This window comes from Peribacillus sp. P4_C12 (assembly GCF_056402095.1).
On sequence record NZ_JBFUIB010000013.1, the window covers coordinates 20,693 to 43,545 of the forward strand.

The 22,853-nt window shown below is 35.1% G+C and carries 21 protein-coding genes and 2 pseudogenes; 6 read left to right on the forward strand and 17 right to left on the reverse strand.

Annotated features, from left to right (window positions below; translation table 11 throughout):
- Positions 1-11 precede the first annotated feature (11 nt).
- On the reverse strand, positions 12-893 hold the full coding sequence (locus AC1DUW_RS05050) for a LysR family transcriptional regulator (RefSeq protein WP_477642128.1): 882 nt from the start codon (positions 891-893) through the stop codon (positions 12-14).
- 265 nt (positions 894-1,158) lie between these two features.
- On the opposite strand from AC1DUW_RS05050, the gene tcuA reads away from it, so the two are divergent.
- Positions 1,159-2,670 (forward strand): FAD-dependent tricarballylate dehydrogenase TcuA, encoded by a 1,512-nt coding sequence (tcuA, locus tag AC1DUW_RS05055; protein ID WP_477642129.1) that lies wholly within the window; start codon positions 1,159-1,161, stop codon positions 2,668-2,670.
- Positions 2,671-3,378: 708 nt separating this feature from the next.
- Here the strand turns inward: tcuA and AC1DUW_RS05060 are convergent.
- Positions 3,379-3,525, reverse strand: a complete 147-nt coding sequence (locus tag AC1DUW_RS05060) for a hypothetical protein (RefSeq protein ID WP_164468794.1) — start codon at positions 3,523-3,525, stop codon at positions 3,379-3,381.
- A 57-nt stretch (positions 3,526-3,582) separates the two neighbouring features.
- Positions 3,583-4,710, reverse strand: a complete 1,128-nt coding sequence (locus tag AC1DUW_RS05065; protein ID WP_376183955.1) for a 2-methylaconitate cis-trans isomerase PrpF family protein — start codon at positions 4,708-4,710, stop codon at positions 3,583-3,585.
- 148 nt (positions 4,711-4,858) lie between these two features.
- On the opposite strand from AC1DUW_RS05065, the gene AC1DUW_RS05070 reads away from it, so the two are divergent.
- Positions 4,859-5,722, forward strand: a complete 864-nt coding sequence (locus tag AC1DUW_RS05070) for a LysR family transcriptional regulator (RefSeq protein ID WP_201225513.1) — start codon at positions 4,859-4,861, stop codon at positions 5,720-5,722.
- Between the two features lie 251 nt (positions 5,723-5,973).
- Positions 5,974-7,284: a CitMHS family transporter gene (locus AC1DUW_RS05075; RefSeq protein ID WP_376183831.1), complete on the forward strand. Its 1,311-nt coding sequence runs from the start codon at positions 5,974-5,976 to the stop codon at positions 7,282-7,284.
- Between the two features lie 96 nt (positions 7,285-7,380).
- Here AC1DUW_RS05075 and yyaC read toward each other — a convergent pair whose 3' ends face one another.
- Together yyaC and AC1DUW_RS05085 are read right to left on the reverse strand one after the other, a co-directional pair.
- A complete protein-coding gene (gene yyaC / locus AC1DUW_RS05080) occupies positions 7,381-7,953 on the reverse strand; it encodes a spore protease YyaC (protein ID WP_477642130.1) in 573 nt (190 codons plus the stop codon).
- A gap of 620 nt (positions 7,954-8,573) precedes the next feature.
- Positions 8,574-9,275: a hypothetical protein gene (locus tag AC1DUW_RS05085; protein ID WP_201225517.1), complete on the reverse strand. Its 702-nt coding sequence runs from the start codon at positions 9,273-9,275 to the stop codon at positions 8,574-8,576.
- A gap of 521 nt (positions 9,276-9,796) precedes the next feature.
- Between AC1DUW_RS05085 and AC1DUW_RS05090 the strand changes: the two genes are divergently transcribed.
- The 3 genes from AC1DUW_RS05090 (at position 9,797) to AC1DUW_RS05100 (ending at position 12,523) form a co-directional block, all read left to right on the forward strand.
- Complete coding sequence (locus tag AC1DUW_RS05090; protein ID WP_477642131.1) at positions 9,797-9,979, forward strand: hypothetical protein; 183 nt, start codon at positions 9,797-9,799, stop codon at positions 9,977-9,979.
- A 448-nt stretch (positions 9,980-10,427) separates the two neighbouring features.
- Positions 10,428-11,126: a hypothetical protein gene (locus tag AC1DUW_RS05095; protein WP_477642132.1), complete on the forward strand. Its 699-nt coding sequence runs from the start codon at positions 10,428-10,430 to the stop codon at positions 11,124-11,126.
- Positions 11,127-12,355: 1,229 nt separating this feature from the next.
- Positions 12,356-12,523, forward strand: a complete 168-nt coding sequence (locus AC1DUW_RS05100; protein WP_477642133.1) for a hypothetical protein — start codon at positions 12,356-12,358, stop codon at positions 12,521-12,523.
- A gap of 704 nt (positions 12,524-13,227) precedes the next feature.
- Here the strand turns inward: AC1DUW_RS05100 and AC1DUW_RS05105 are convergent.
- The 12 genes and pseudogenes from AC1DUW_RS05105 to AC1DUW_RS05160 all read right to left on the reverse strand — a co-directional run.
- A pseudogene (locus AC1DUW_RS05105) lies at positions 13,228-13,329 on the reverse strand (hypothetical protein); the annotation flags it as partial.
- A 4-nt stretch (positions 13,330-13,333) separates the two neighbouring features.
- Positions 13,334-13,492 (reverse strand): hypothetical protein, encoded by a 159-nt coding sequence (locus tag AC1DUW_RS05110; protein WP_252432258.1) that lies wholly within the window; start codon positions 13,490-13,492, stop codon positions 13,334-13,336.
- Positions 13,493-13,554: 62 nt separating this feature from the next.
- Positions 13,555-14,730, reverse strand: coding sequence for a CapA family protein (locus AC1DUW_RS05115; RefSeq protein WP_379150211.1), 1,176 nt, complete (start codon positions 14,728-14,730; stop codon positions 13,555-13,557).
- A gap of 160 nt (positions 14,731-14,890) precedes the next feature.
- Complete coding sequence (locus AC1DUW_RS05120; protein WP_477642134.1) at positions 14,891-15,211, reverse strand: hypothetical protein; 321 nt, start codon at positions 15,209-15,211, stop codon at positions 14,891-14,893.
- Between the two features lie 612 nt (positions 15,212-15,823).
- Positions 15,824-16,435: pseudogene (locus AC1DUW_RS05125) on the reverse strand (group II intron maturase-specific domain-containing protein).
- A gap of 592 nt (positions 16,436-17,027) precedes the next feature.
- Positions 17,028-18,425 carry a purine-cytosine permease family protein gene (locus AC1DUW_RS05130; RefSeq protein WP_379150067.1) on the reverse strand — a complete coding sequence of 466 codons (1,398 nt, stop codon included), beginning with the start codon at positions 18,423-18,425 and terminating at the stop codon, positions 17,028-17,030.
- Positions 18,426-18,725: 300 nt separating this feature from the next.
- Positions 18,726-19,481, reverse strand: a complete 756-nt coding sequence (locus AC1DUW_RS05135) for a hypothetical protein (protein WP_379150061.1) — start codon at positions 19,479-19,481, stop codon at positions 18,726-18,728.
- Positions 19,482-19,860: 379 nt separating this feature from the next.
- Positions 19,861-20,274, reverse strand: a complete 414-nt coding sequence (locus tag AC1DUW_RS05140) for a cupin domain-containing protein (RefSeq protein WP_379150059.1) — start codon at positions 20,272-20,274, stop codon at positions 19,861-19,863.
- A 706-nt stretch (positions 20,275-20,980) separates the two neighbouring features.
- On the reverse strand, positions 20,981-21,133 hold the full coding sequence (locus AC1DUW_RS05145; RefSeq protein ID WP_477642135.1) for a hypothetical protein: 153 nt from the start codon (positions 21,131-21,133) through the stop codon (positions 20,981-20,983).
- 169 nt (positions 21,134-21,302) lie between these two features.
- Positions 21,303-21,761: a hypothetical protein gene (locus AC1DUW_RS05150; RefSeq protein ID WP_477642136.1), complete on the reverse strand. Its 459-nt coding sequence runs from the start codon at positions 21,759-21,761 to the stop codon at positions 21,303-21,305.
- Positions 21,762-21,920: a hypothetical protein gene (locus AC1DUW_RS05155; protein WP_477642137.1), complete on the reverse strand. Its 159-nt coding sequence runs from the start codon at positions 21,918-21,920 to the stop codon at positions 21,762-21,764. It lies immediately after the preceding gene.
- Between the two features lie 259 nt (positions 21,921-22,179).
- Positions 22,180-22,853: PTS sugar transporter subunit IIBC family protein (locus AC1DUW_RS05160; protein WP_477642138.1), on the reverse strand; the 674-nt coding region annotated here is incomplete at its 5' end.

Genomic DNA, 22,853 nt, shown 5'->3' on the forward strand with positions numbered 1-22,853 from the left:
TTGTATTAGATTTATTTCGTTTCGTCTTGTTTCCTTTGTTTAGAATCATATAGAAAATCAATAAATGCTTTTACTTGAGCCAAATCCATAGTGACATCCCGATAAAAAATCCAAGTTTCTCTAAGCAAATAGCTATTATCGCTTAATACAATGGGGAAAGTATACAGTGGTTCATCATTCTTAATACAGATTTCTGGTAAAATGGCATATCCTAAACCATTAAGAACCATTTCTTTACATGTTTCTATCCGATCTACCTCCATTGAAACCTTAGGTGGTACTGTAAATGTTTCCTGCCACCAGTTTTCAATAGTTAGTTTTAACGATTGGTCTGTTTGATAATTCACTCTAGGAAGAAAAGGAAGATCTTTTAATTCAATTTTTTTACTGGAAGCAATGCAAATCTTTTCTTCTTGAAATAACACTTTATTTTCCTGCCATTTGTAAGGACCTCTAACTATCCCGAGGTGTGCTTCTTCTTTTTTAAGCATTTGATGAATTTCAGAACTCCATCCAGTTTTCAAACTAATTTCAACATCTGGATACAGGGTTAGAAATTCTTTTAATAATACTGGTAGTTTATATCGGGCAAACAAGCCAGATACACCCAAACGTAAAGTTCCTTTTACTTTTTCATCCAAATTTGAAATATGTTCTTTTGCATCTCGTAACTGGTTACTCATATCTCTTGAATATTGAACCAGATATTCGCCTTTAACAGTAAACTCGATACCTCTTTTTCCTCTAGAGATTAAATTTGTTTTAAATTCTTTTTCTAGCTGTTTTATACGGTAGGTTAAAGCTGGCTGCGAAATAAATAGTCGTTGTGCTGCCTTTGTTATATTTCTTTCTTCATGAAGAGTAATTAATATATGCCAGTCTTTTTCATCCATAATATTTTTCTCCTTTCTTCATAAAAAATATTTATAGCTAATTAAAAATAGCAATAATTTATTTGATTTCTAAAAGTATAATACAACTAATGAATGAAAGAAATCTATCTTTTTTTGTGTAAATCAATAATCTCACTAAATGTTTCTAGTATTTATTCATAAATTTTTTTTATGTCAATAAATAAAAAAACAATATTATTTTTATTCTTTATTTTCACTTATTATTTACATGAAGAGTTATCACTACTTAGCAGGAGGGGTAAGAATGGCAAATGTACAAAATTATGATGTAGTTGTAGTGGGGGCAGGAAACGCAGCTTTATGTGCGGCAATCTCAGCAAAAGAGGTCGGTGCTAGAGTTCTTGTATTAGAACGAGGACCAGTGGAAAAGCGTGGAGGAAACTCTTTCTTCACAGATGGAGCCATACGTGTTGCATACAATAATTTAGACGCAATCAGAAAAGTTATACCTGAATTAACAGACGTAGAAGCCGAGTTAATTGTTATGCCTGAATACGCTGAATCTGATTATTTAGATGATCTAATGCGAGTAACAGGTGGACAAAGTAATCCTGAATTAGCAAAACAGCTAGTTACTAAATCGTATGAAACAATTGCGTGGATGCGTGATCAGGGAATAAAATTTGAATTGAATTATGAAAATCAATCTTTCGTACAAGATGGCAAGCGCAATTTCTGGGGAGGACTGCCTATCAAAACGGAAGATAAAGGCGTTGGCTTAATGAGACAGCTCTTTGCGCGGACAGAAGAAATTGGCATCGACGTTTGGTACGATTCACGTGCTGTGGAGCTTGTATCAGAGAATAACACAATATCCGGTGTCGTTGTTGAGAAGGATCATACAATGGTAACAGTTCAGACATCCGGTGTGATTTTGGCTTGTGGCGGCTTTGAAGCCAATAAGAAAATGAGAAGTGAAAATATTGGTGAAGAATGGGAAGCGGCGATTGTTCGTGGAACCGAGTTCAACACAGGAGACGGCATCTCCATGGCTATGGCAGTCGGGGCTCAAAAATTTGGGCAGTGGTCTGGATGTCATTCAATTGGGACAGATTATAACGCGCCAAAAGTAGGAGACTTCACGAAGCCGGGAGATATTTTTAAAAAGCATTCTTATCCGTACAGCGTCATGCTTAATAATGAAGGGAAACGTTTTGTTGATGAAGGAGCAGATTTGCGAAATTACACCTATGCCAAATACGGCCGTGAGGTATTAAAACAGCCTGGACATGTGGCATATCAAATTTATGATGCACAGGTACGCCCGATGCTGCGTAAAGAATATGACCTTGAAGAAGCGACTATTTATAAAGCAGATACACTTGAAGAGTTGGCTAGTTTCCTGCCGGTCAATCAAACACAATTCCTTAAAACGATCGAAGAATATAACAGTGCAGTACAAGGTGGCGAGTATAGACCCGCAGAGAAAGATGGCAAAGGAACGAAAGGAATTACCCCTCCTAAATCCAACTGGGCACTTCGAATTGAGCAAGGGCCATTCTATGCTTTCCCTGTAACGTGCGGAATCACCTTCTCGTTCGGTGGTTTGCATGTAGATGCTACGGGTCATGTGTTAAACAAAGAAGAACAACCGATAAAAGGTCTCTTTGCGGCTGGTGAAATGATTGGGGGGATTTTTTATGAAAACTATCCTGGTGGATCCGGGTTAATGTCTGGAGCAGTCTTTGGAAAATTAGCTGGTTCATCCGCAGCCCACTATATTCAAGAAAAGGTTGAAGCGATCAATAATCATTGAGTCTTTTCATTGCATAGTTAATTAGATAAGAATGTGTCCAAAAATTCTAGGGATACATTAAATAGAAGAATAAAAAACAGCCAAGGCTTAAAAAAGTTCTTGGCTGTTTGGTACTTTAAATATTAAAAGTCTTTATGCATTGATTAAAACTCATATCATATAGGGATATGAGTTTTAGTCAACCTTAGTAACAGTTTATCTATTGCAGTTTTTTCAGATGTAGTGATTGTATAGCTTTAGGCGTCCTGATAGCCAGACAATATGATTTTTCATCTATTATAGTTATTCGATTTTAGCACCAGCTGAATAGATCAGCTGGGCATTATCGCGCATGAAGTCAGTGCTGACTTATCAACAGTTACCAGTTATCAATTATTTTGTATGATTATAATATATAGGTGTTCTTCCTATGCTCCGATTGATGCTAAAATTGAGCCTGTGAAAAAGGGTGGCCAGTCAATAAATAATGGGTTGGTTTGTGGATACTTTTCCCTATAACAAGGATGAAAGATAACAATTAGTTTTCTTTTTGTTTAATACTCTAGTAACCATGAAAATCTGGATTCAGTATCTATATCCTAAATTGTATAAGGGTGAACGCTCCCTCCGGAAAATTTTCATCTATTCTCAACCCTATTTTATTATTGAATTTTGTAGGCATCGGTTAGTTGGAGATACATTAGAGTCTGGGCTCTATTGAAAACTCACTTATACAAAACAAGGATCATTGAAGTAAACTATTTCGGAAAGAATTTTAGTGCCTTTCATATTTTTGAAAAGTTCTTTCGCTTCTTTTTCTGTGTCAAATTCAAAAATTTTAATATTTCCTTTTAAAAAGACAGTGATGACCCACATTGCAAAGCCTCCAAGTGATAGATAATTTTTTTTGCGTAATTTGCAAATCAATTCAAATCAAGCTAATTGATAGGAAAGCTCGTAATTTTTTTTCGTGTACACGTAACCCTCTAAAATGATTCTCGCTGTGCGTACCACTTTAATAGCGCGTATGTGTCCTGCCAAAAAATCAACTTTTGTTTCCATTATCCCCGCCGGGTGGGCTAATCGAAAAATTTCCTGTTTGATGTTCACCATCTCAGATAAAATCGTTTCCTGTAAGTAAGCTCCTGCAGTTGCACAGATTGCTCCTGTAATAGCAAGCGCTTGATGGGGCTTTTGCATCGACATCATTCTGATCATCAAATCCATCTCTGACGCTTTTCTTTCCGATCCGTTTAGGTCGACGTAATCCATAGGAGGAGCAATTAGAGTCATTTTAGGCACAGCAGGAGATTGGACAGTTGCTGATTTCTTATCGGAAAATTGACACATTTCAGCTGCAATCGACCGGATTTCCTCTAGTTCATTTAATTTTTCCTGTGAATATTCAGTGGGCAATTCGCTTCCGTTTAGACCAATATCCTGTGCCCTTACAAAAACAAGTGGATTAGCAACATCAATAATTGAAACTTGAATCAGTCGATCCTTCGTTTTAATCATGTCAATCGGATTTCCTGTAGGGAATAGTTTTCCTGTGACTGCTCCTTCAGCACGAGTAAAAGAAAGATAGATAGGTGATCCTTTACCAGGCACGCCTGGAATTGAGCAGCTACCTTCTGTTTTCACTTGTCCATTTTCAACCTCTACTTCTGCAATTATCAATTTTTGTGTATTCGAGTTAAAAATTCTCACCGTTGTAACAGGTTCTTTTGCCGGAACTATTCCGTGCTCAATTGCGTAAGGTCCTACAGCAGATGAAATATTACCACAATTCCCTTTAAAATCAACCATTTGATTATCGATGCTGATCTGCGCAAATGTATATTCCACATCGAATTCTGGTGAATCCGATTTTTTGATAATCGCTGCTTTACTTGTCAATGAATTCGCTCCTCCAAGACCATCAATCTGTCTCCGATCCGGACTGCCCATCACGTCAAGTAAGAAACCTTCCCAGTGTGAGCGATTCGAAGGCATATGTTCAAAGTTAAGGAACACACCTTTACTTGTCCCGCCGCGCATTACAACTACTGGTACTTTCATTGTATAACCACCTTTTCTCAACCCAATATTTATAGCACTACCGGTTCCATTGGGAATATAGTATGATAAGTTCTGTAATAAGTAAAATACATATTTTTTTAATAAAAATGATAAAAAAACTTATAATCGAAAAGTGGGAGATGGTTAAGTGGACGAAAAAGATTGGATTGCGATAAGGATACTATATGAAGAAAAAAACATTAGCCGTGCCGCAGAGCGTTTATATATATCGCAGCCGGCGTTAACGTATCGGCTTAAAAATTTAGAAAAAGAATTTAGCACGAACTTATTTTTCAAAATAAAAGGAGGTATTGAGTTTACTTCCGAAGGGATACATTTAGCGGGCTATGCGGAAGAAATGGTGAAAAAGTTGCAAAAAACGAAAGATTATATGCTGAATATGAAAAATGAGGTAAGAGGAACGTTAAGGCTTGGCGTTTCCAGCAACTTTGCCCAATATAAACTACCAGAAATATTGAAAAAGTTTTCAACACAATATCCTCATGTACAATTTAATGTGAATACAGGCTGGAGTACAGAAATCATGCATCTTCTGGATTCCTCTAGTGTTCAATTAGGCATTCTGCGTGGAAACTATGAATGGTATGGAATCAAATCGCTACTGCATAAAGAAAGACTTTGTTTAATTTCTAAGAAAGAGGTAGACTTGGATAACTTGCCAGAACTTCCATTCATAAATTATAAAACCGACAGTTCTTTAAAAAACTTAATAAATGGCTGGTGGCATGATAGATTCCCGGAGCCACCATTTGTAACTATGGAAACAGATCGGCAGGAGACGTGCAAAGAGATGGTCAAAAATGATCTTGGTGTTTCTATTCTGCCGGAAATATGCCTGCAGCCTTCAGATAACTTGCATACATACGGGTTATCCTACAAAAATGGGAAGCCGGTGTTAAGAAATACATGGTTAATGTATAACCAGGATTCTTTAAAACTCTCTACTGTGAAAAACTTTATTGATTTCTTGAATAAAAATTCCAATCTTTAACGAAAAAGCACAATGAAATTATTGACAATTTCATTGTGCTTTTTCGATTTCTTAATTTAATATAAAATGGATTATAAGTTTTTTTTTCGAAAAAGTACAAAAAATATGTATTTCACTTATTTAACGATATGAACTATTCTAAAAAAAGAAAACAAAGCAACAGGGAAACAGAAAATATCATATAATATTTTTTAACTATTCAAACTTTTTGTTCAATTTGTAAGCGGTTTCTTTAATAGGAGGGGATTCATATTCTTACGTTACTTGGTATTTCAATGGTCGTTGTCTTTACTTATTTAATCATGTCTAAACGGTTATCACCTGTTGCTTCTCTTGTAGTCATTCCAATTATCTTTGCATTAATTGGCGGATTTGGTCCAGAGCTCGGAGATATGATGCTCGATGGAATAAAGGTTGTCGCACCTTCAGCCGCTTTGCTATTGTTCGCTATTTTGTTTTTCGGAGTTCTGATTGACGCTGGATTATTTGATCCACTTATTAAAACTATGTTAAAAATCGTAAAAGGGGATCCGGTTAAAATAGCGATAGGAACAGCAGTAATCGCAATGACCGTTGCCTTAGATGGTGATGGTACCACGACTCATATGATTACGATTTCCGCTATGCTGCCTCTTTACTTACGACTTGGTATGAATCCACTTATTCTTGCCACTATTTCTATGCTGGCTGTCAGTATTATGAGTGGTATGACTCCTTGGGGAGGACCTGCAACAAGAGCAATAGCATCTTTAGGTCTCGATGCAAATGAATTCTTTGTCCCGATTATCCCAACACTATTCGCAGGAATTGCAGCTATTCTTTTTACCGCTTATGTACTTGGGAAAAAAGAGCGCAAAAGGATTGGCGTTGTTAATATCAAAGCTGCACCTGAAATGAAAGGAGCTCTTGCTGAAGCAGCGGTAGCTTCCGCCATACAAGACGATTTAAAGCGCCCTAAATTAATATGGGTCAATCTTTTGTTGACGCTCACGGTTATGGTCGTTCTTGTAATGGGCTTAGTACCGGTACCTGTGTTGTTTCTAATCGGGTTTGTGCTTGCTTCAATCATTAATTACCCTAATCTAGAACAGCAAAAAGAGCGAATCGTGTCACATGCAGGAAACGCCATAACCGTTGTCACATTAGTATTTGCGGCTGGTATTTTCACAGGGATCTTTTCGGGTACGAAAATGGTCGACGCCATTGCAAATTCATTAGTGGCCATCATTCCTGATTCTTTAGGCTCATTTTTACCGATGGTCGTTGCGTTCACCAGCATGCCATTTACGTTCGTTTTATCCAATGATGCTTACTACTTTGGCGTTTTGCCAATTCTTGCCGAAGCAGGAGCAGCTTATGGAGTGAGTCCTTTAGAAATTGCCAGAGCTTCCGTACTGGGCCAGCCTGTACATTTCTTAAGTCCTCTCGTGGCATCGACTCTTTTACTAGTAGGGATGGTAAAGACAGATATCGGGGAACTACAGCGGTATGCATTTAAATGGGCTCTAATTTGCTCATTAGTCCTTATCATTGTTGCTATCTTGACAGGGGCTATTGTTTAAGTTTTATGTTATCTAATAAATTCATCGAACTTAAACCATATGGGTTTGTACCAAAAACCAATTCTTAATAGTGGTTTTTGGTACAAACCCATTCTTTTAATAAGTTCCATTAGTCTCGCCGGTCGCTTGAGTAATGATTTTTACGATTGTTTTCGCAAGGTTCATAACCGTGTATAGACGAGTATCATTTAAAAATTGCATGGTTGGCAGCGGATCTATATAGTTGACCATTCCTGTAAGATGATAGTCTCCCACTTCCGGCAATACTTTTTTTAAAGCTTTCCCTGGGACAAGAGGTCCATCCTTCAAGAAAACATAACCGACCTGGTTTTGATCCCCTAAACAAGCATCCACACTAAAAATAAGAGGCTTTTTGAATTGTTTTTTAATTTCTTTCAACGTGTCTTCTAAATTAAATGCATGAACGGGATTTTCCAAAGTGCCGTAAACACGATAAGGCACCATGTGTTCTTTAAGCATTGTCCCCACTAAAGGGCCTAATGAATCCCCAACTGATCGGTCTGAACCAATACACAGAAAGATTACATCTTCATTTTGATATCCTGAAGATTGAATAATCTCTTTGACTTTTAATGCTAAATTCTTTATTTCTTCGCCTTTTGGTTCCACAGAATTAATCTGCTCCTTCTTCTTGTAAATTAGACTCATCTTGATTCCCCTTTATTCCATTATACGAACAAAAAAGATATCATGCATGTAAAGATAAGCATATGCTTAAGAATGATGGTTCTTTTTCAATTATTAGTATTTAACACTCTGAAAAAAGTAATTCTATTATTTTCTTCTCTTCTCTTCTGCTTTATTATAAGAATCCTCAATATAAAAATGAAATTTAAAAGATATGAACTAACAATAAGATTCTTATGCTGTGATTCGCTCTCTGACTACATGTAATGTTTAAGTGGATGCTCCATAATATAACAATATAAGTAATATATGTTATTATAAAGCCCTCGAATTCTATTAAATTCGAAGGCTTCTTGATTGCCAGAAATCAGTATTATGTAAACTAAAGGACCTTTGTGTATTTTCCATTTCTATTCCTCCCAAGACGATCACGAACTTAAGGAGCGGGCAATTCCAACCCTTAGGCTTACCAATGTTTATTTAGATATTGATCAGGTGGCGTTTTAACGGCGTATAATGCAATGAAAGATATGATTAAATATATGGAAGAAATGAACTGCACCCCATTTGTTAGACACAAACTACAATTAGGGTGCAGTTCACTATTTGAAGTGTCTTTTTCTGTTTAACTATTGGTTTTATTATCGCTTACGTTTCAACAGATCATTAATATAATTTATGATAGTTGCAATTACTGTAAGATCAATGATTTTATAAAGTGTAATATGAACAATTTGTATAAATTGTAAAGAAAAATATTTATTGAATGTTTTAATTGTGTTTGAAAGCTCCTCGTCATTAATTGGTAATGAATAACTTATTGCAAAAGTTAAATAGAAACCCTTAAAGGGGGATAATTGAATGTCATAGAAAGTTGCTAATACTAAGCTATAACACAATCCAAAAAGGTAATTAGGGGCTAGTAGTAAAACTACCAGAAAACCTAGTAAGATCAAAATATTTGTTTTTTGTCCCGGCTCTGAAATATTTTTTATTATTCTATAACCTAAATCAATCAAAATCAAAATGAAAAAGACAATTACAATGACTAAAAAAAGAATAATGATGTATTTCTCTATTAATTCATTACCAGTAATTTTATATAGTTCAATGCTTATTACCTTAATGCTTTTTAAACTAATCATCATAATAATAAATAATAATAAGATTCTTATGAGAAAAATAAAGACAGGGTTTTCTTGAAATTTGGGTATTTTTAAGCCAATAGTAAAAATGATAATTGAAATACCCAATAAAAAAGTTGACAAAATATAACTCTTTAAGAGTGTAACTGGTAATAGAGCATACATTATAGTAAATATAATTATAATAAACTTATGCATATATAATCCCCCTATACAATAATTTCAAAATTCTACTAAAAGATTATTATACTGTTATTTGTATAAACCTTTTATTGAAACTTTTGTTTTTAGTGCAATTGTCTTAGGGGTGAGAATGTGACTATTGCAGAAAGGAAATATCGAAAATATAAGGATGGGTGATAATGAATTCAATAAAGGATGAACTACAATATCCGCCGAAGTTATTTTCGAATATTAAAAAAATACCGTTATTTCTGGTCATAAATTTTGTAAATTGTTCTGAGAATAAAATACTTTTTTCGTTTTCAATAATATCGAAGGATTAATATTACCGTGTAAGGAGAATTTATAAAGTGTGAGTAATGAAAAATGATAACGTGACATCGTGTTTGATAGAATTATATAGCGTTCTTTCTTATCCCCGAACATAAAAAGAGATTAGTTCGAGGGAGTCGAAATAACTTTTCAATAATGTGAATTATGGTAGGGCAAGGTAAGGTATTAAATAAAAAAATAAAAAATGAAAGGGAGTAGAAATAATGAATGAAATACAAAATTCCCGATACCTTGCACAAATAAAAAAATCTACGGAAGAACCAGAGAAAAAGAAAATTGCTCCTATTAAAATGCTAATAAAACAACATGGAGAGACAAGCAAAAGTTTAGCAGCCAATAAACAAAATAATCCATTGCTATATGATCAAAGCTCGGAAGAAATATAAAATCCATAGAAGAGCGAAATACAAAGATAATGATCCTATTGGAGTGGCAATAGAACAGCTAATAGAAAAACAAAGGGAGTTAATCAAACATCAAGCAGCTGAGGAACAAAATAACTAAACCAAATGTTTAAGGTCGATTCTCCTACTTGGAAATCGGTTTTTTTATTTTGCTCAACAAAGGGTGTGGTGTCACAACTTTATCCGGTTTATAAATAATTTTTATAAGAAATGTAAAGGATGCACCGCTCTTACTTTAATAGAGGGGAAGCACTGCTGGATGAAATTATCAGCCAGGATACACGTTTAGTAGTAAAAGTTAAATTTATAGAAGGTGTATAGTTCTGCATCATTGTAGCTGGTTAAATTAAGTATCATAATGTGTAGTATAATAGTAAAAACTTACATTTTTGAATCTATAATTCTGATATAAAAAATATGGAGGTAAAACATGCAGCAACAAAAAGAACAATTATTAAGCCAAGTTCAAGAGTTTAAGGACACATTTACTGAATATTTCAAAGCATTTATGGAGTATTTAAATGGAGGAATAATTAAAGATAGTGAATATGAATTAAGTCACCCTTCATTATTTACACTATCAAATAAACTTCAAGTAACATATTTACAATTACCAGAATCTCTACAAAAGAGACTACTAGACTTGGAATTTGATATATTTTTGCATTGTAACAATTTAATCGATTTCTACGCTCTTAGAAATTTCTTAATAAAAAAAAGTCGTTTTCATGGAACAACCACTATAGCTGAAAGAGTACATTCCGAACTTGCTCTAGCAAAAATGCTTATTGAGAGTGATATTTGGAGTGAATATTGTAAGCTCCCTAAAAGGAATTTCCATTTTTATAGAGGGTTTCAACTACAAACTAAGATAATGGACGAACTAAGAGTTGAATATGAAAATAGTAGGCAAAAGCAACATCAAGAACAATTGGAAAGAGCAGTAAGTGAATCTGAAGATGATTCAGGAAAAGTAAGTAAAGATTTTATCAAACAAGAAAATAGCTTTTTTGATGGTGCAATAGGAAAGGTTGAAAAAGTAGAAAAGATAGTTGGCTCTGCAGATACTATAGTTGGAACAACCCTTGACCTTATAAAAACCTTGACGAGTATGGGAAAGTTCTTTTGAAAATAGTTTAATATTTCTTGCATTTCTAAATCAGTAAACTATCTATAAAGTTAAGGAAAAGAAATACATGTGGGGCTGAACTGTAAAGTATTTAATAAAATTTTGATTTTATTGTTTATACAAGTAGGGAAAATAATATATTTGAGGAGGAGTTTAGAATCAAAAAGAGATAAAAAAATGGAAGTTGTCGCAATTATTACAATGTCCATTTTTTTACTTTTTTATTTATTTATGCTATCGCTAGATTTAATTTATTTATTCGGAGGGGATGTACTATATCGTTGGATGTAAAATGGAGATTCCTAATTATTGTATTTACTTTAGTTATTGTTTTTCTATGTGTACATTTTGCAAATAAAAATTTCTACAAACTTTTCCATATAGGCATTTACATAAAGGTTTTGGAAACTTTACTTACATTCATGGGAGGGGTCTACCTAACCAAAATTGAACAACCATTATGGTTATTTTCACTCTCACTGTTTCTGATATCAATGTTAAAAGGGATATCATGGGTAATACATTTTAGGGATTTCATGGGAAAGACAAAAAAGGATATTTTAAAAGAAAATTATGTTAATCAATTGTAGTATAAAAATTCTAACTAGATTGAATTAATCTGATTTAGGAGCATACCAGGTAATATCATTTTATAATAGTGTTGGGTTAGCTAAGCTAAGGAGTGAAAGAAAAAGATAGAGGGTTTTATACCCGCTGCCTTTATATTATGGTAGCAGGACACAAATGTGATTCGGATGGGGAACAGCATGACAAGCCTGCACAATTTTCAAAAGATAAGGAAAGATGTTACAGAAATTCAGAGAAGTGTAATATAGAGATGGGATCAAGACCGCCTTTTGTGGGGATAACAATATCTCATTGCTAAGAATCAAATATAACGATATGCGAAGGTTTAATAAGAAAATAGAAGAAAGATTAAGTGATTTGCAGCTGTATTACGACTGCAAAGATACAAAGTTTTGTTCATACTGTGGTGAGTAGTTTGAAAGTGAGACAATGACACCTTTGTATGAAGAAGGAAATTATCACATTCATTATTACTGTGAAAGATGCTCCCCGGACATAAAAGGCAACTTAGTCTTATTGCCTTGGTATCATCTATATAGATTCGGAAAAAAAGATGAGTAAACCAAGTGGGGAAAATTTATATACCATACTAAATATGGTATATAAATAAGTTACCAWAAAATTACTTGGGGGTATGTTCAATGCAAGAAGTGTTTACAGTTACATATAGAGATAAACATAATTGGGCAGTGCCATATACTATACCGTGTGCTACTAGAGAAGAAGCCGAAAAAGAAAAGACAATATTAAGAAAAAATGACGATTATGTAGAAATTGGCGTAGTAGAAGACGAAGATCAAGATAATTAATGAATTAAATTTAGACTAGCAATTTTGCTAGTCTCGACTTATATTTAAAGGTGATTAATTCTAATGCCCATTCGATGATAAAAGGGAAGATGGAAAACTCGTAAACTAAAATTACATAATTTGCTAAATGTGGATTATTCCATTAAGATAATCTGCTAACCTTTTCTTTCTAGTTTACATAACACTTATTATAGGAAGTTATAAAAACACACAAAATCAAATCTCAAAATGTCAAGTAACCTTGTGATAGTGAGACGGTATATGTAATTTCAAGAAACCTTTTTTACATTAATCAATTCATATAATCTAATCTTCACATTATATATTATATAATTAAGGCAATCTCATTTTATTCTCTGTTACGGTTCTTGTACATCAGCCATAAACAGAGAATAAAAGCCTCTAGGTTCATCTTAGATGCTTTTATTTATTGTATCTCATTGTAAAGAGTAATCTTACCTTATGAGACGAGAAAAATAGCAAACTATCTTCAATCAAACTAAATGCCAGCTTCTTTTAAAAGTCTTTCAAATCCAGCCATACCATGTAAGACAACATCCTTTTCCTCATCAAGGGCATTATCTTTCTCCTACATTCTCAACTGGTAAGGTAAGGACTTCCGAAGTTATCTTTAGTGTGCGTTATTGAAAGCTTTTATGACCAGTTCTGTCGTCATTGAAAAGAAAATGAATACCCTACTATTTTGTCCCGATAACTGTGCCAACGTAACTATACCAGAATGTATGAGACGTTGGTGTAGTTACCGGAAGATAGCGAGAATAGTCTGCAACGTAAGGGGCGTATGCACAGTTATTCGGGTACAGTAATCGGGGCTGTCTGGATGATGGTTATGGGTGCTGTTTTAACGATTGCAATACCGAATTTCCTGGACAACAAACCAGGCACCTCTATTATATTGACTGGCATATGGATATGGGCTTTATAATCCACCACTAATACCTTTGGCAAATTTAATCCTCTCCTTTTATTTCAACTACAAAAGGGAAAGCTCTTACTTTTATATTTTGTTTTCATTCTTCATAAACAAGCCAGTCCGAATTTTTAATTTTAGTTGATAAATGAACGATCTTATTTTTCACTCTTTCAGCTTCAGAACCTTCTAGTGGTGTAGGTTGATAGTTATTTCTGGAAGTGACAGAAGAAATCCGAAATGGAATTACTTTTATTTCCTTTTTATTTGATAATTGTCCATTTTTCAGGTGGAAAGTTTGTTGAAATACAAAGGTATCTTTATCACTTGGATTTTTATTCCCCCCAAACATAAAGTTACCAAGGCTATATACAATAAACTTTCCGTTATATTCCTCAATTCCTTGAACAACATGTGGGTGATGACCCAGAACGAGATCAGCTCCGTTATCCACCGTATAGCGCGCTAAAGATCTTTGACCCTCGTTAGGTATTTGACTTCTTTCTACTCCCCAGTGAAAGTGAACAAGAATAATTTTAACTCCTTTTTTCTTCAAAGAATGGATGTCATGATGAATTTGTTTCCGTATTTTCACGTTGTCTTCCCATCCTTCATAACCAAGAGCTCCTACTTTAACCCCTTTAATCGTGGTAAGATATTTATCCTCATTACCAAAATAACCAACTTTATGATTTTTTAAATTATCAATGGTATCTTCATATCCTTGCTCTAAATAATCATATGTATGATTGTTTGCTAGATTAACAGCTTCTATGCTGCCTAGATTTAAAATCTCTGTGTAGGAAGGATCTCCTTTAAAACGAAATGTTTTTTCTGCTTTTTGAGTAGCAGTAGTTAATGTAGTTTCTAAATTAACCGTTGTTAAATCATCACTATTAAAAATATTCGAAATATTCTTAACGAAAAAAGGTAGACCCTTTTTGGATGCTTCATCGGCAAATGTGTTTGGGTATGGAAAACTTTCATCGGTACCAATTGTAAAGTCACCAGCTGCACTAACTTTGATTGTTGTTTCTTTTCCTTCTATCACACGGACTTCCTTCTTTACTGCTTCTACCTGTTCCGTTTGTACAGATACTTTCTCTTTACTTTTTTTATGTTCTGCCTTAGAATCTGCTACTATTACACTTGTCTCTGCCGAACGATCCACATGAATGATAATTAGATAACAGATACTAAAAAAAGTTAGAATCGTAAAAACCTCTATCTTTCGTAATCTTCTGTATTTTCGTTGTCTAGTTTTCATTTTCTTCATGTATTTCCCCTGTCTCCTTTTTTTGATATTTCTTTTTGGATTAATCCCTTATTTTTATCTTTTTTTAAATTTGAAGCTTATTTTAAAGTACAAATCCACTCGATCTACCTTTGATGTCCTTAATATATGAAGCCAGTTCTTCTTTTAGTAGAACTGATTCTTATATATATTTATTTTGTTCTAAAGCATATCCAAATTGATATAAGACAGCTTCATTTCCATGTTTTGATATTAATTGTAAACCAATTGGCAAAGTATTTTTCGACATACCACATGGTATTGATAGTGAAGGATTTCCAGTATATTTTGTTGGCGACGTCAATCTTAATAAAGCATGACGAACCGCCTCACTGATAGATAAACCCAGTTCGTCACAGTAACCTTTGAAATCACCGTACAAGCCCTCTGGAATGCGTGGGGTTAATAACTCGGTCTTTTCTCTTCTTCTCCGATTACGTGCGAATTGTTCCAAGTATGTCATCCAATTCCCTCCTAAATCCTCTTATTGATTTATTCGGTACACATCAACATACTTCCTTCAAATCATCCTGTATTCAATTCGAATCACAATCAAACACTTTGAAATATTTATATTGGGTCACCTTGTAGACCTGTATATTAGATTAATATATATTCTGTCGAGGTTATTTCTAAAATACTTAAGAAGTAAACCTCACTAGAGCAACTGATAAATTTGTCTCCTGGAATCTATGATGATTGCTCTTTTTGACGCTCATACCGAGTAGTTTTTATGTTCAAATTACTTATGTATTCCAGAACTAGAACGATGCCACATTGAATAAGTTAATATGTAAGTCAACACCTTTATTCTGGGTGCAAAATAAAAACGACAATTAAGTCGCTTTTTCAAATCTTTTTAATAAAAATTTCCTAGCAGCAAGTTTTATTGTACCTCCCATAGCCCCCATCATTCCCCTTCCATAACCAGATGAATACCACATGTTTCTTAGAACCGAAGTACTCTTTATCAGAAGAATACAGCATCCCATGAGTAATAATCGAGTAGGAGGAGGCGCCTAGCCTCCGACCTCTCACACCACCGTACGTACCGTTCGGTATACGGCGCTTCAGTTTAAGTCTGACGTAGTTTTGTATATCGTTCATATAGATTGACTAACCCTTGGTGGTGCCAATAAACATTATTAAGGGTTTTGTCTAGAACAGGACTATGCGCTATGCGCCAATWACCCTTTCTGCTATTTCCCCATTCATATGCTTTTCCAAATGGGACGCCTAATCCTTTGAGTTTCCTCACTCTCGTTCTTGGCAATTTCCATTGYTTCCATAGGCACATYCTGAGTCTTCTTCGAATCCATGAATCTAAATTCTTCAATACGTTCGGAGTATCAATGAGGGCGAAATCCATAGCTATTCTCCGAAAAGGTTGAGTCATATATCTTRGTCAATATTTGGGCAATGGCTTGTTGAATGAAACGGTCTAGAACGTTTGGAATACCCAATAGCCGAACTCCGCCGTTTGGTTTCGGGATTTCGATACGACGGACGGGCTCCGGTTGATAGGTACCCTGTAAAAGGGCAGTTTTCATGTTGTACCATTCCGTTRCGAGGTACGGTCTCAGGTTTGAACCAGCATTCCATCTACACCATGGCTTCCCTAATTTCTTTCTACACGCTTCAATGCCTGTATTAAGTTTTCCCTCTCTAGTATCTGTTCCATTAACATCGTTGATATCCTTTCCCTGCGTGGACGAGATGGTCTATTTGTGCCTTTATCTGCTCCGCCCTTTTGAAGTTCCCCATGTACTCACCACTTCTTCCTTTAAATAAGTTCCGTTAGGAATTGTTTGCTTCTTCGCAAAATAACGAACGCCTAGTATCCGTCCTCCTCAATCTGTTCGGTCCTTCCTTATCTTCTCGAGTAGACAAGTACTATGACCTCTGCTGACTTCTGATGATTCAGCTGTCCATCACTGGACAGGTTACCAAGTGTACTTGGCTGTCATCAGACCTCCCCGGGTAAGAGTACAATCTTTCCCTCCATCTATCTGCTTCATTTACTCTGTACCACCTTCGGCAGTAAGGACTTTGTTTCGCAAACTCATCCAATGATACCTAGCCTTATATGAAGTTCGTGTTCCTCAGACCGGAGGTTTGCCGCTTGCTTCCTTCAGATTCCACGTCACCGTGGACACCCTTGCATTAAGCTAACCACTACTACTGCCTTCATGGTTCGGGACTTTCACCCTATAGATTGCACCCATGCCGGGCGCACGAAAAATCCGCCTCAAGAGATCCTCATTGAGACGGCCTTCATCCTAATCTGCTGATATCTTCCTGATCATTTCTTCATGAATGTATGCAATATATTCTTCCTCTGGTACATCTTTCGCTTCTTCTCTAACATAATATTTTCCTTTTGTCGCAACTGCCATAATAATTGTGACTATAAATGCGATGATAAAGGAAAAGAATGCAGATGTATTTTCCAAGAACGTCCCCATATATCCGAATCCAGCAATAGAACCTAATAGACTGGCTACGATGAAAGCCACGACGCCAACCGGATTCCATCCGTACAAATTCGTTTGTCTGTGCTCATAATAAGTAGGCCCAATCTTTAATAGTTTTTTTACGACGAATGCATCACTGATTAAGATGGCTGCCCATGCCATAAGAAAGATCCCTTGTGCGATCAGTACACCACTTAAATGATCTAATATCCCTCCTAGCATTAAAGCGATTGAAGTTACGCCTGATACGATAACCCAAAATGGTCTTCCTGGTTTAAATTTAAAAATGTTCTCAAAAAAGTTGGACAGAGACAATGAACCGCTATATAAGTTTGTAATATTAATTCTAACCTGCGTCAGAATAGTAAAGAAAACTCCGCCGATACCTAGAAGTTGAACCATATAAACCCCAGGATTTCCTTCTGCCATGCGAACGCCAAACCATATACCAATAAGACCCATGATGAAAAAGCAAAGGAGCTGTGGAAAAAATCCGATTATATACTTCCCTACTTTAACGTCGTCTTTTTTAAGAAATCTCGCATAATCTGATGCAAGCAACGCCATCAGACCCAATAATCCATTTTGCATGCCTATGCAAAGAAGCAGAGCCGTTCCTCCAAATTGAACACCTTCTGGCATAAAGGTCAAAAAGTTCCCTTCGTAGGCTGAAGCTCTATTGAATGATACAATCAGAGCGATCGCTAACATAATTACAAATATCGGCAATGTGAATTTTTGTATTTTGTCCAATTGCTTAATCCCAAACCAGTTTAAAGGAATAACAACAGAGCCAAAGAAAACGATTAACACCCACGTGGGAATGGCCGGTAAAAATTCATTTACCGCATAGACCATGAGAATTCCTTCAAATGCGCAGTACATAATGAAGTTTGAGGCATAAATGAGTGAGGTTAACGAAGCGCCTATATAACCAAACCCTCCGCCTCTAGATAATAAGTTTACATTCATGCCAGTTTTTGCGGATAAATAAACAATGATCGTACTTATTATTCCGGCAACAATTGTTGCATAAATCCCTGAGACCAACGCATTCATAGCGCCAAATTGAATGGCCATAACGCTCCCCATTTGAAAAAAGAAGATGGCTGTAGAAATACCTAAAGCGATGTTTGCTACGCTTAGTAAGCTCATCGATCTTTTTTCAGGAGGTACTTTACTTAAAGAATAATCATCTTTCATTAATTCTTTTTCGCTCGCACTCGTTGGAGTACCCGTTAAATTGTTAGAACCACCAGCCATATGGCCAACTCCTTTTCGTATCTTAAGCTTCAAAAGGATCCTCTTTTATTCGACTTAAGATTATATTTTCTTTCATCTTGTTTTTAATTGCTGCAATCTCACTGTTGAAATTGGCAAAGTCAAAATCGCCTTTCTAACTAATCTAATTATTCTGAATTTTCATATAAAATAAGAAATAAAGATACAGGGATATCTGTGTTGATATACTTATTCATATTTCATTGTCATTCGTAGACACTATCACACTTCTATCTCTTCTTCCATCTCTAGCAGAGCAAAGTAGCTCCGTGTAGTTGGGCTAGGTTCAATGTTGTTAGTAAGCCTATACAAAGCCTCTGATACCTCAATACGGCGGTATGTTTCTGTTACACGCCTGTTTGTCGTAAGTGAGTGGCGTCTTTCTAGCAACTTCTCTAGTACTTCTTTAGAAAGATCTTTTGAAATCTTAAAGGAGTCAAGAACACATTTTTCTGCTGCATCACAGCTTGTGATCTTGACATCACTATTTTCAACACGCCCTGTCGGAGAATAGGCCAATGCGCTGACGATTCGATGTTTCGCACTGTTTAACGTTTCTCTCAAAAAAATAGGTTGTACAGGATTGATGTCTTCGACAAGCAGACGTGTAATGCCGCGGTCATTAATCGCTTCCAATATTTGCTCAGGATCGTCCTCCACCAACACCTCTTTATGTGGCGGCCATATATCCATCCAATAATGAGTCATGTACTGTTTTCCTACATGAAAGATAAAGAATTCGGGATAAATAAACTGCTTCCCAGGCTCTATACCAAGTTCTGGTCGAAAAAAATCATAAAATCTTGTGAGCGCAGACATCAGCAAGGCACTGGCACCTGTTCCGCCACCTGCTTCTCTTACGACAACACCAATGCGGTCGTATTCGTTGAAATCCGGAAAAATATCTTCTAATAGCGCTTTTTGACCAGCTACCTCAAAATCGAAGTTTTGATAACTCATGGCATTGACTGTATGCATTTCTGGATAACCCCTTTTCGTTTTATAGAATAGAAGAATAAATCAACGACCTTTATTTTTTAGATAGGGAAGTGAACATAGATTAATGTAACCACTCTTTAGTTGTCGATTAATTTACCTGATGCATACTTCACCAACGATTGGAAGCGCTTTCTACTAAGTTCTTAAAATTAAGTAAATGATTTCTTTTATAATGTGATCTTCAAAATACGCTAGAATTGCAGGATTTTGTCTTACCAGACTCAATCATTTCTTCTTGTAATACTTTCAAAGCAATTAATTATAAGTAAATCAAAGTTTTCAGACATTTTAATAGAGAGAAATAACCCATTTGCACACGCTTTCATTTGTGCAAATGGGAACGTCATTTAATAATTACTTATGCAAACGTAGGTTCCGGCAATCTGTGTGCTACATAAATCGCTTCACCATCGGATTCGCCATGGAAAGTAACAACTGTACCAGGGTTGATGATTACAACATCGCCAGCTTCTGCTACAAAATTGTTTCCCTGATCATCACTTAAAACAAATTTCCCACTGACAACAGTTTTAATTTCTAAGAAATCATATTTAAAATCAAAACCTTTTGTAGCTTCTTGCATTGAGTATAATCCTAATGTTGCTGCATTATCTTTTGAAGTAATCGGAATATCAAGGATTTGGCTTTTAACTTCTGGAATCCCTAATATGTCATTTAATTCTTTCTTTTCATAGCTTCCTGCTTTAATTAATTGTAAACCTGGTTTTTGACTTAGATAATTATAATTATCTTTAGTTGCTGTTCTGCTCATTTTTCCCACTCCTATTATTTTAGTTTTTTACCACGTGTTCAACCCTGATTTCCACCTCTCTTGCTTAATGGCCATAAGGAAAGGCGAGGTACTATCACTAATATAAATATTAGTTTTTAATATTGATTCCTCTTTCTAATTCAATGTTAGCATTATTAATTGAAATATACTTACTCTTGTTTCCTAAGTTTTGTCGCATATTAAATGCGACAAAACTTGTGCTAGTGCGATGATAAGAGAAAACAGAACCTGTATTGGTTTAAAAATAGTGATCCCTTAACATTTTACCTTTTTGTATGTTTCAGCCACTCTCTAGGAGTCATTCGTATGCTTATATGACGCCAGATTTTCTTATCCAACTCAGAACTATATTAATTGTTTTAAAGCATAATAGTTTAGCTAGTGAGTTGCTATGGTTTGCTTGAGATCATAGAGTTTTGTCAAAAATGAAAAATGTCATTATTTAAAATAACATTCCCTTTCTACCATTGAATCGCACCAAATTAATTCTAATGGGGGTAGCATCAGGAAAATGCGGATTTACAACGCTAAGGAAGTTTCAACCCATAAAAAAAGTCGATTTCCATTTCAAGAAATCGACATTTTTTATTTATTATTATTATTATTCAACTAAAGCCACCCGTTACTTTAAGTACTCAAACCAAAAAAGGCGATACCTTTAAAGAATCGCACTCATTTAGACTAGTTAAAATATATTCTTGATTAAACGAATGATCATTCTTGGTATAAACATTAAGATGTTCCAAACTAATTCAAATAAGATTGAATCTCGAATTTCAATAAGTATGTCTTTAAAAATGTCGCCCTGACCATTCTTTTTCTCTTTCCTGATTTTCATCCTCTATCTCCTAATAACTCAATATTTACTATTATGACCCGATTTTCTAAAAAACTATTTCGATTATCCTATCTGTTAGCACAATAAGAGCTGTCAAAATGACAGTTCTGATCTTCAAGTATTGCTACCCGTTAGTTTAGGTACATTCTTTCACAATCTGGTCCTATAATCACTCGTATTCACATAGTTTTGGGATTACAAATTCGGGAAATGTCGTAATTATATTTTCATATGTTGAGAAAATTGAATTATTTGAAATAACAGCAATGTTATCTCCGTCATAGCCAATCCAAAAGATATTTGTATCTGTTTCTACTTTAACTACAACTGTATCAGCAATTTTTCCTGCCAAATTCCCTTTCCATTGTCTTTGTTCTACACTAAATACATCTTTATTTGTTGACCATAAAACTAAATCATTTCCACTACCAAGAGTAATATAAAAAGGGAAAATCTCCCGAAACTGCTTTTCATTCTGAACTTCAGTAACTAATACTGAGCGTTCGTATTTATTGGTTAAGTATCTATAACTGATATTGAATTTCTTACAAGTATTTTCAAAATCCTCTTTCCAGTAGGAAGGAATTTCAGCACAAAAATTTAATGGAAATGCTTTAATATTTTCCATTCACAAAGGCAGGATATTTTCATTACATCTTGGTAGGTAAAAGCCATCCAAAGCTAAAACATATGGTGCTGTGCCTTCAAATGCAAACGGGAAAAAACCTCCAGCATCAGGATTTGAGTCATAATATCTCTTTGGAAAATATCCAACTTCTATTTCCATCCACTATCCCCCTTTATTAAGGATTTGTGTAATGCACTACCCCTTAATATCACCTTTAATTAATATTCCACTTAGTATATCCTTGTTAAACTAAACTGCTCGTTAGTTTAGTAGAAACCTTCACAATCTCAATAGAGTAAAGCTTATTGAGACATATTCAAAGTACCTCTAAATTAGGATTTATAATGTCTCATAAGACTTGTATCAAAATGCTTAACATTGTAAATCCGCATTTTCCTGACTCTACCCCTAATGGAGATCATACAAAATTGTTTATTCGCTTCACCAGTTCATCATAAACTTTCATATCTGTAAAAGATCTAAGCGGATAACAGGCTTTATTTGGTACCGTTTTTTGAACAACGGAAAGGAACTTCTGGTGACAAATAATGAGGTCTGCATACTCAGGAATATCACTAATAGATGAGTTGCCGACTTCTATAGTAAGGTTTGCTTGTTCGAGCTTCTTCTTTAACATTGCGGCTCCCATTGCACTAGAACCCATTCCTGTTTCACAAATAAAAAAGATGTTTTCAACCTTATTTATATTCGCAAATGCTGAAACATTATCTATCTTTGCTCTTTCAATATTCATAGGGGGAAGAGTAATTTTATCCACTTCTTCTTTTTTGATTTGTTTTTCATTCTTCTCTACACGATGAAATTTTATATATTCAACGTTTTCCTGTAAAGTAGGAGATTCCGGTGACCGTTTTAAAAGAAGCATACTGCAAAAAAAGGTTGCAATAGCAGAAAATAATACACCCAAAAGGATGAATAGCATATCCTCTTTTGGTGCCAAACCGACAAACAAGAAGATACTGCCTGGCGATGGAATGGCTACAAGACCGACATCAAGCAATTGGAATATAAACACCCCAACCATACCACCTAAAATAAGTGGGATAATAAGAAGAGGGTTCATTAGAACAT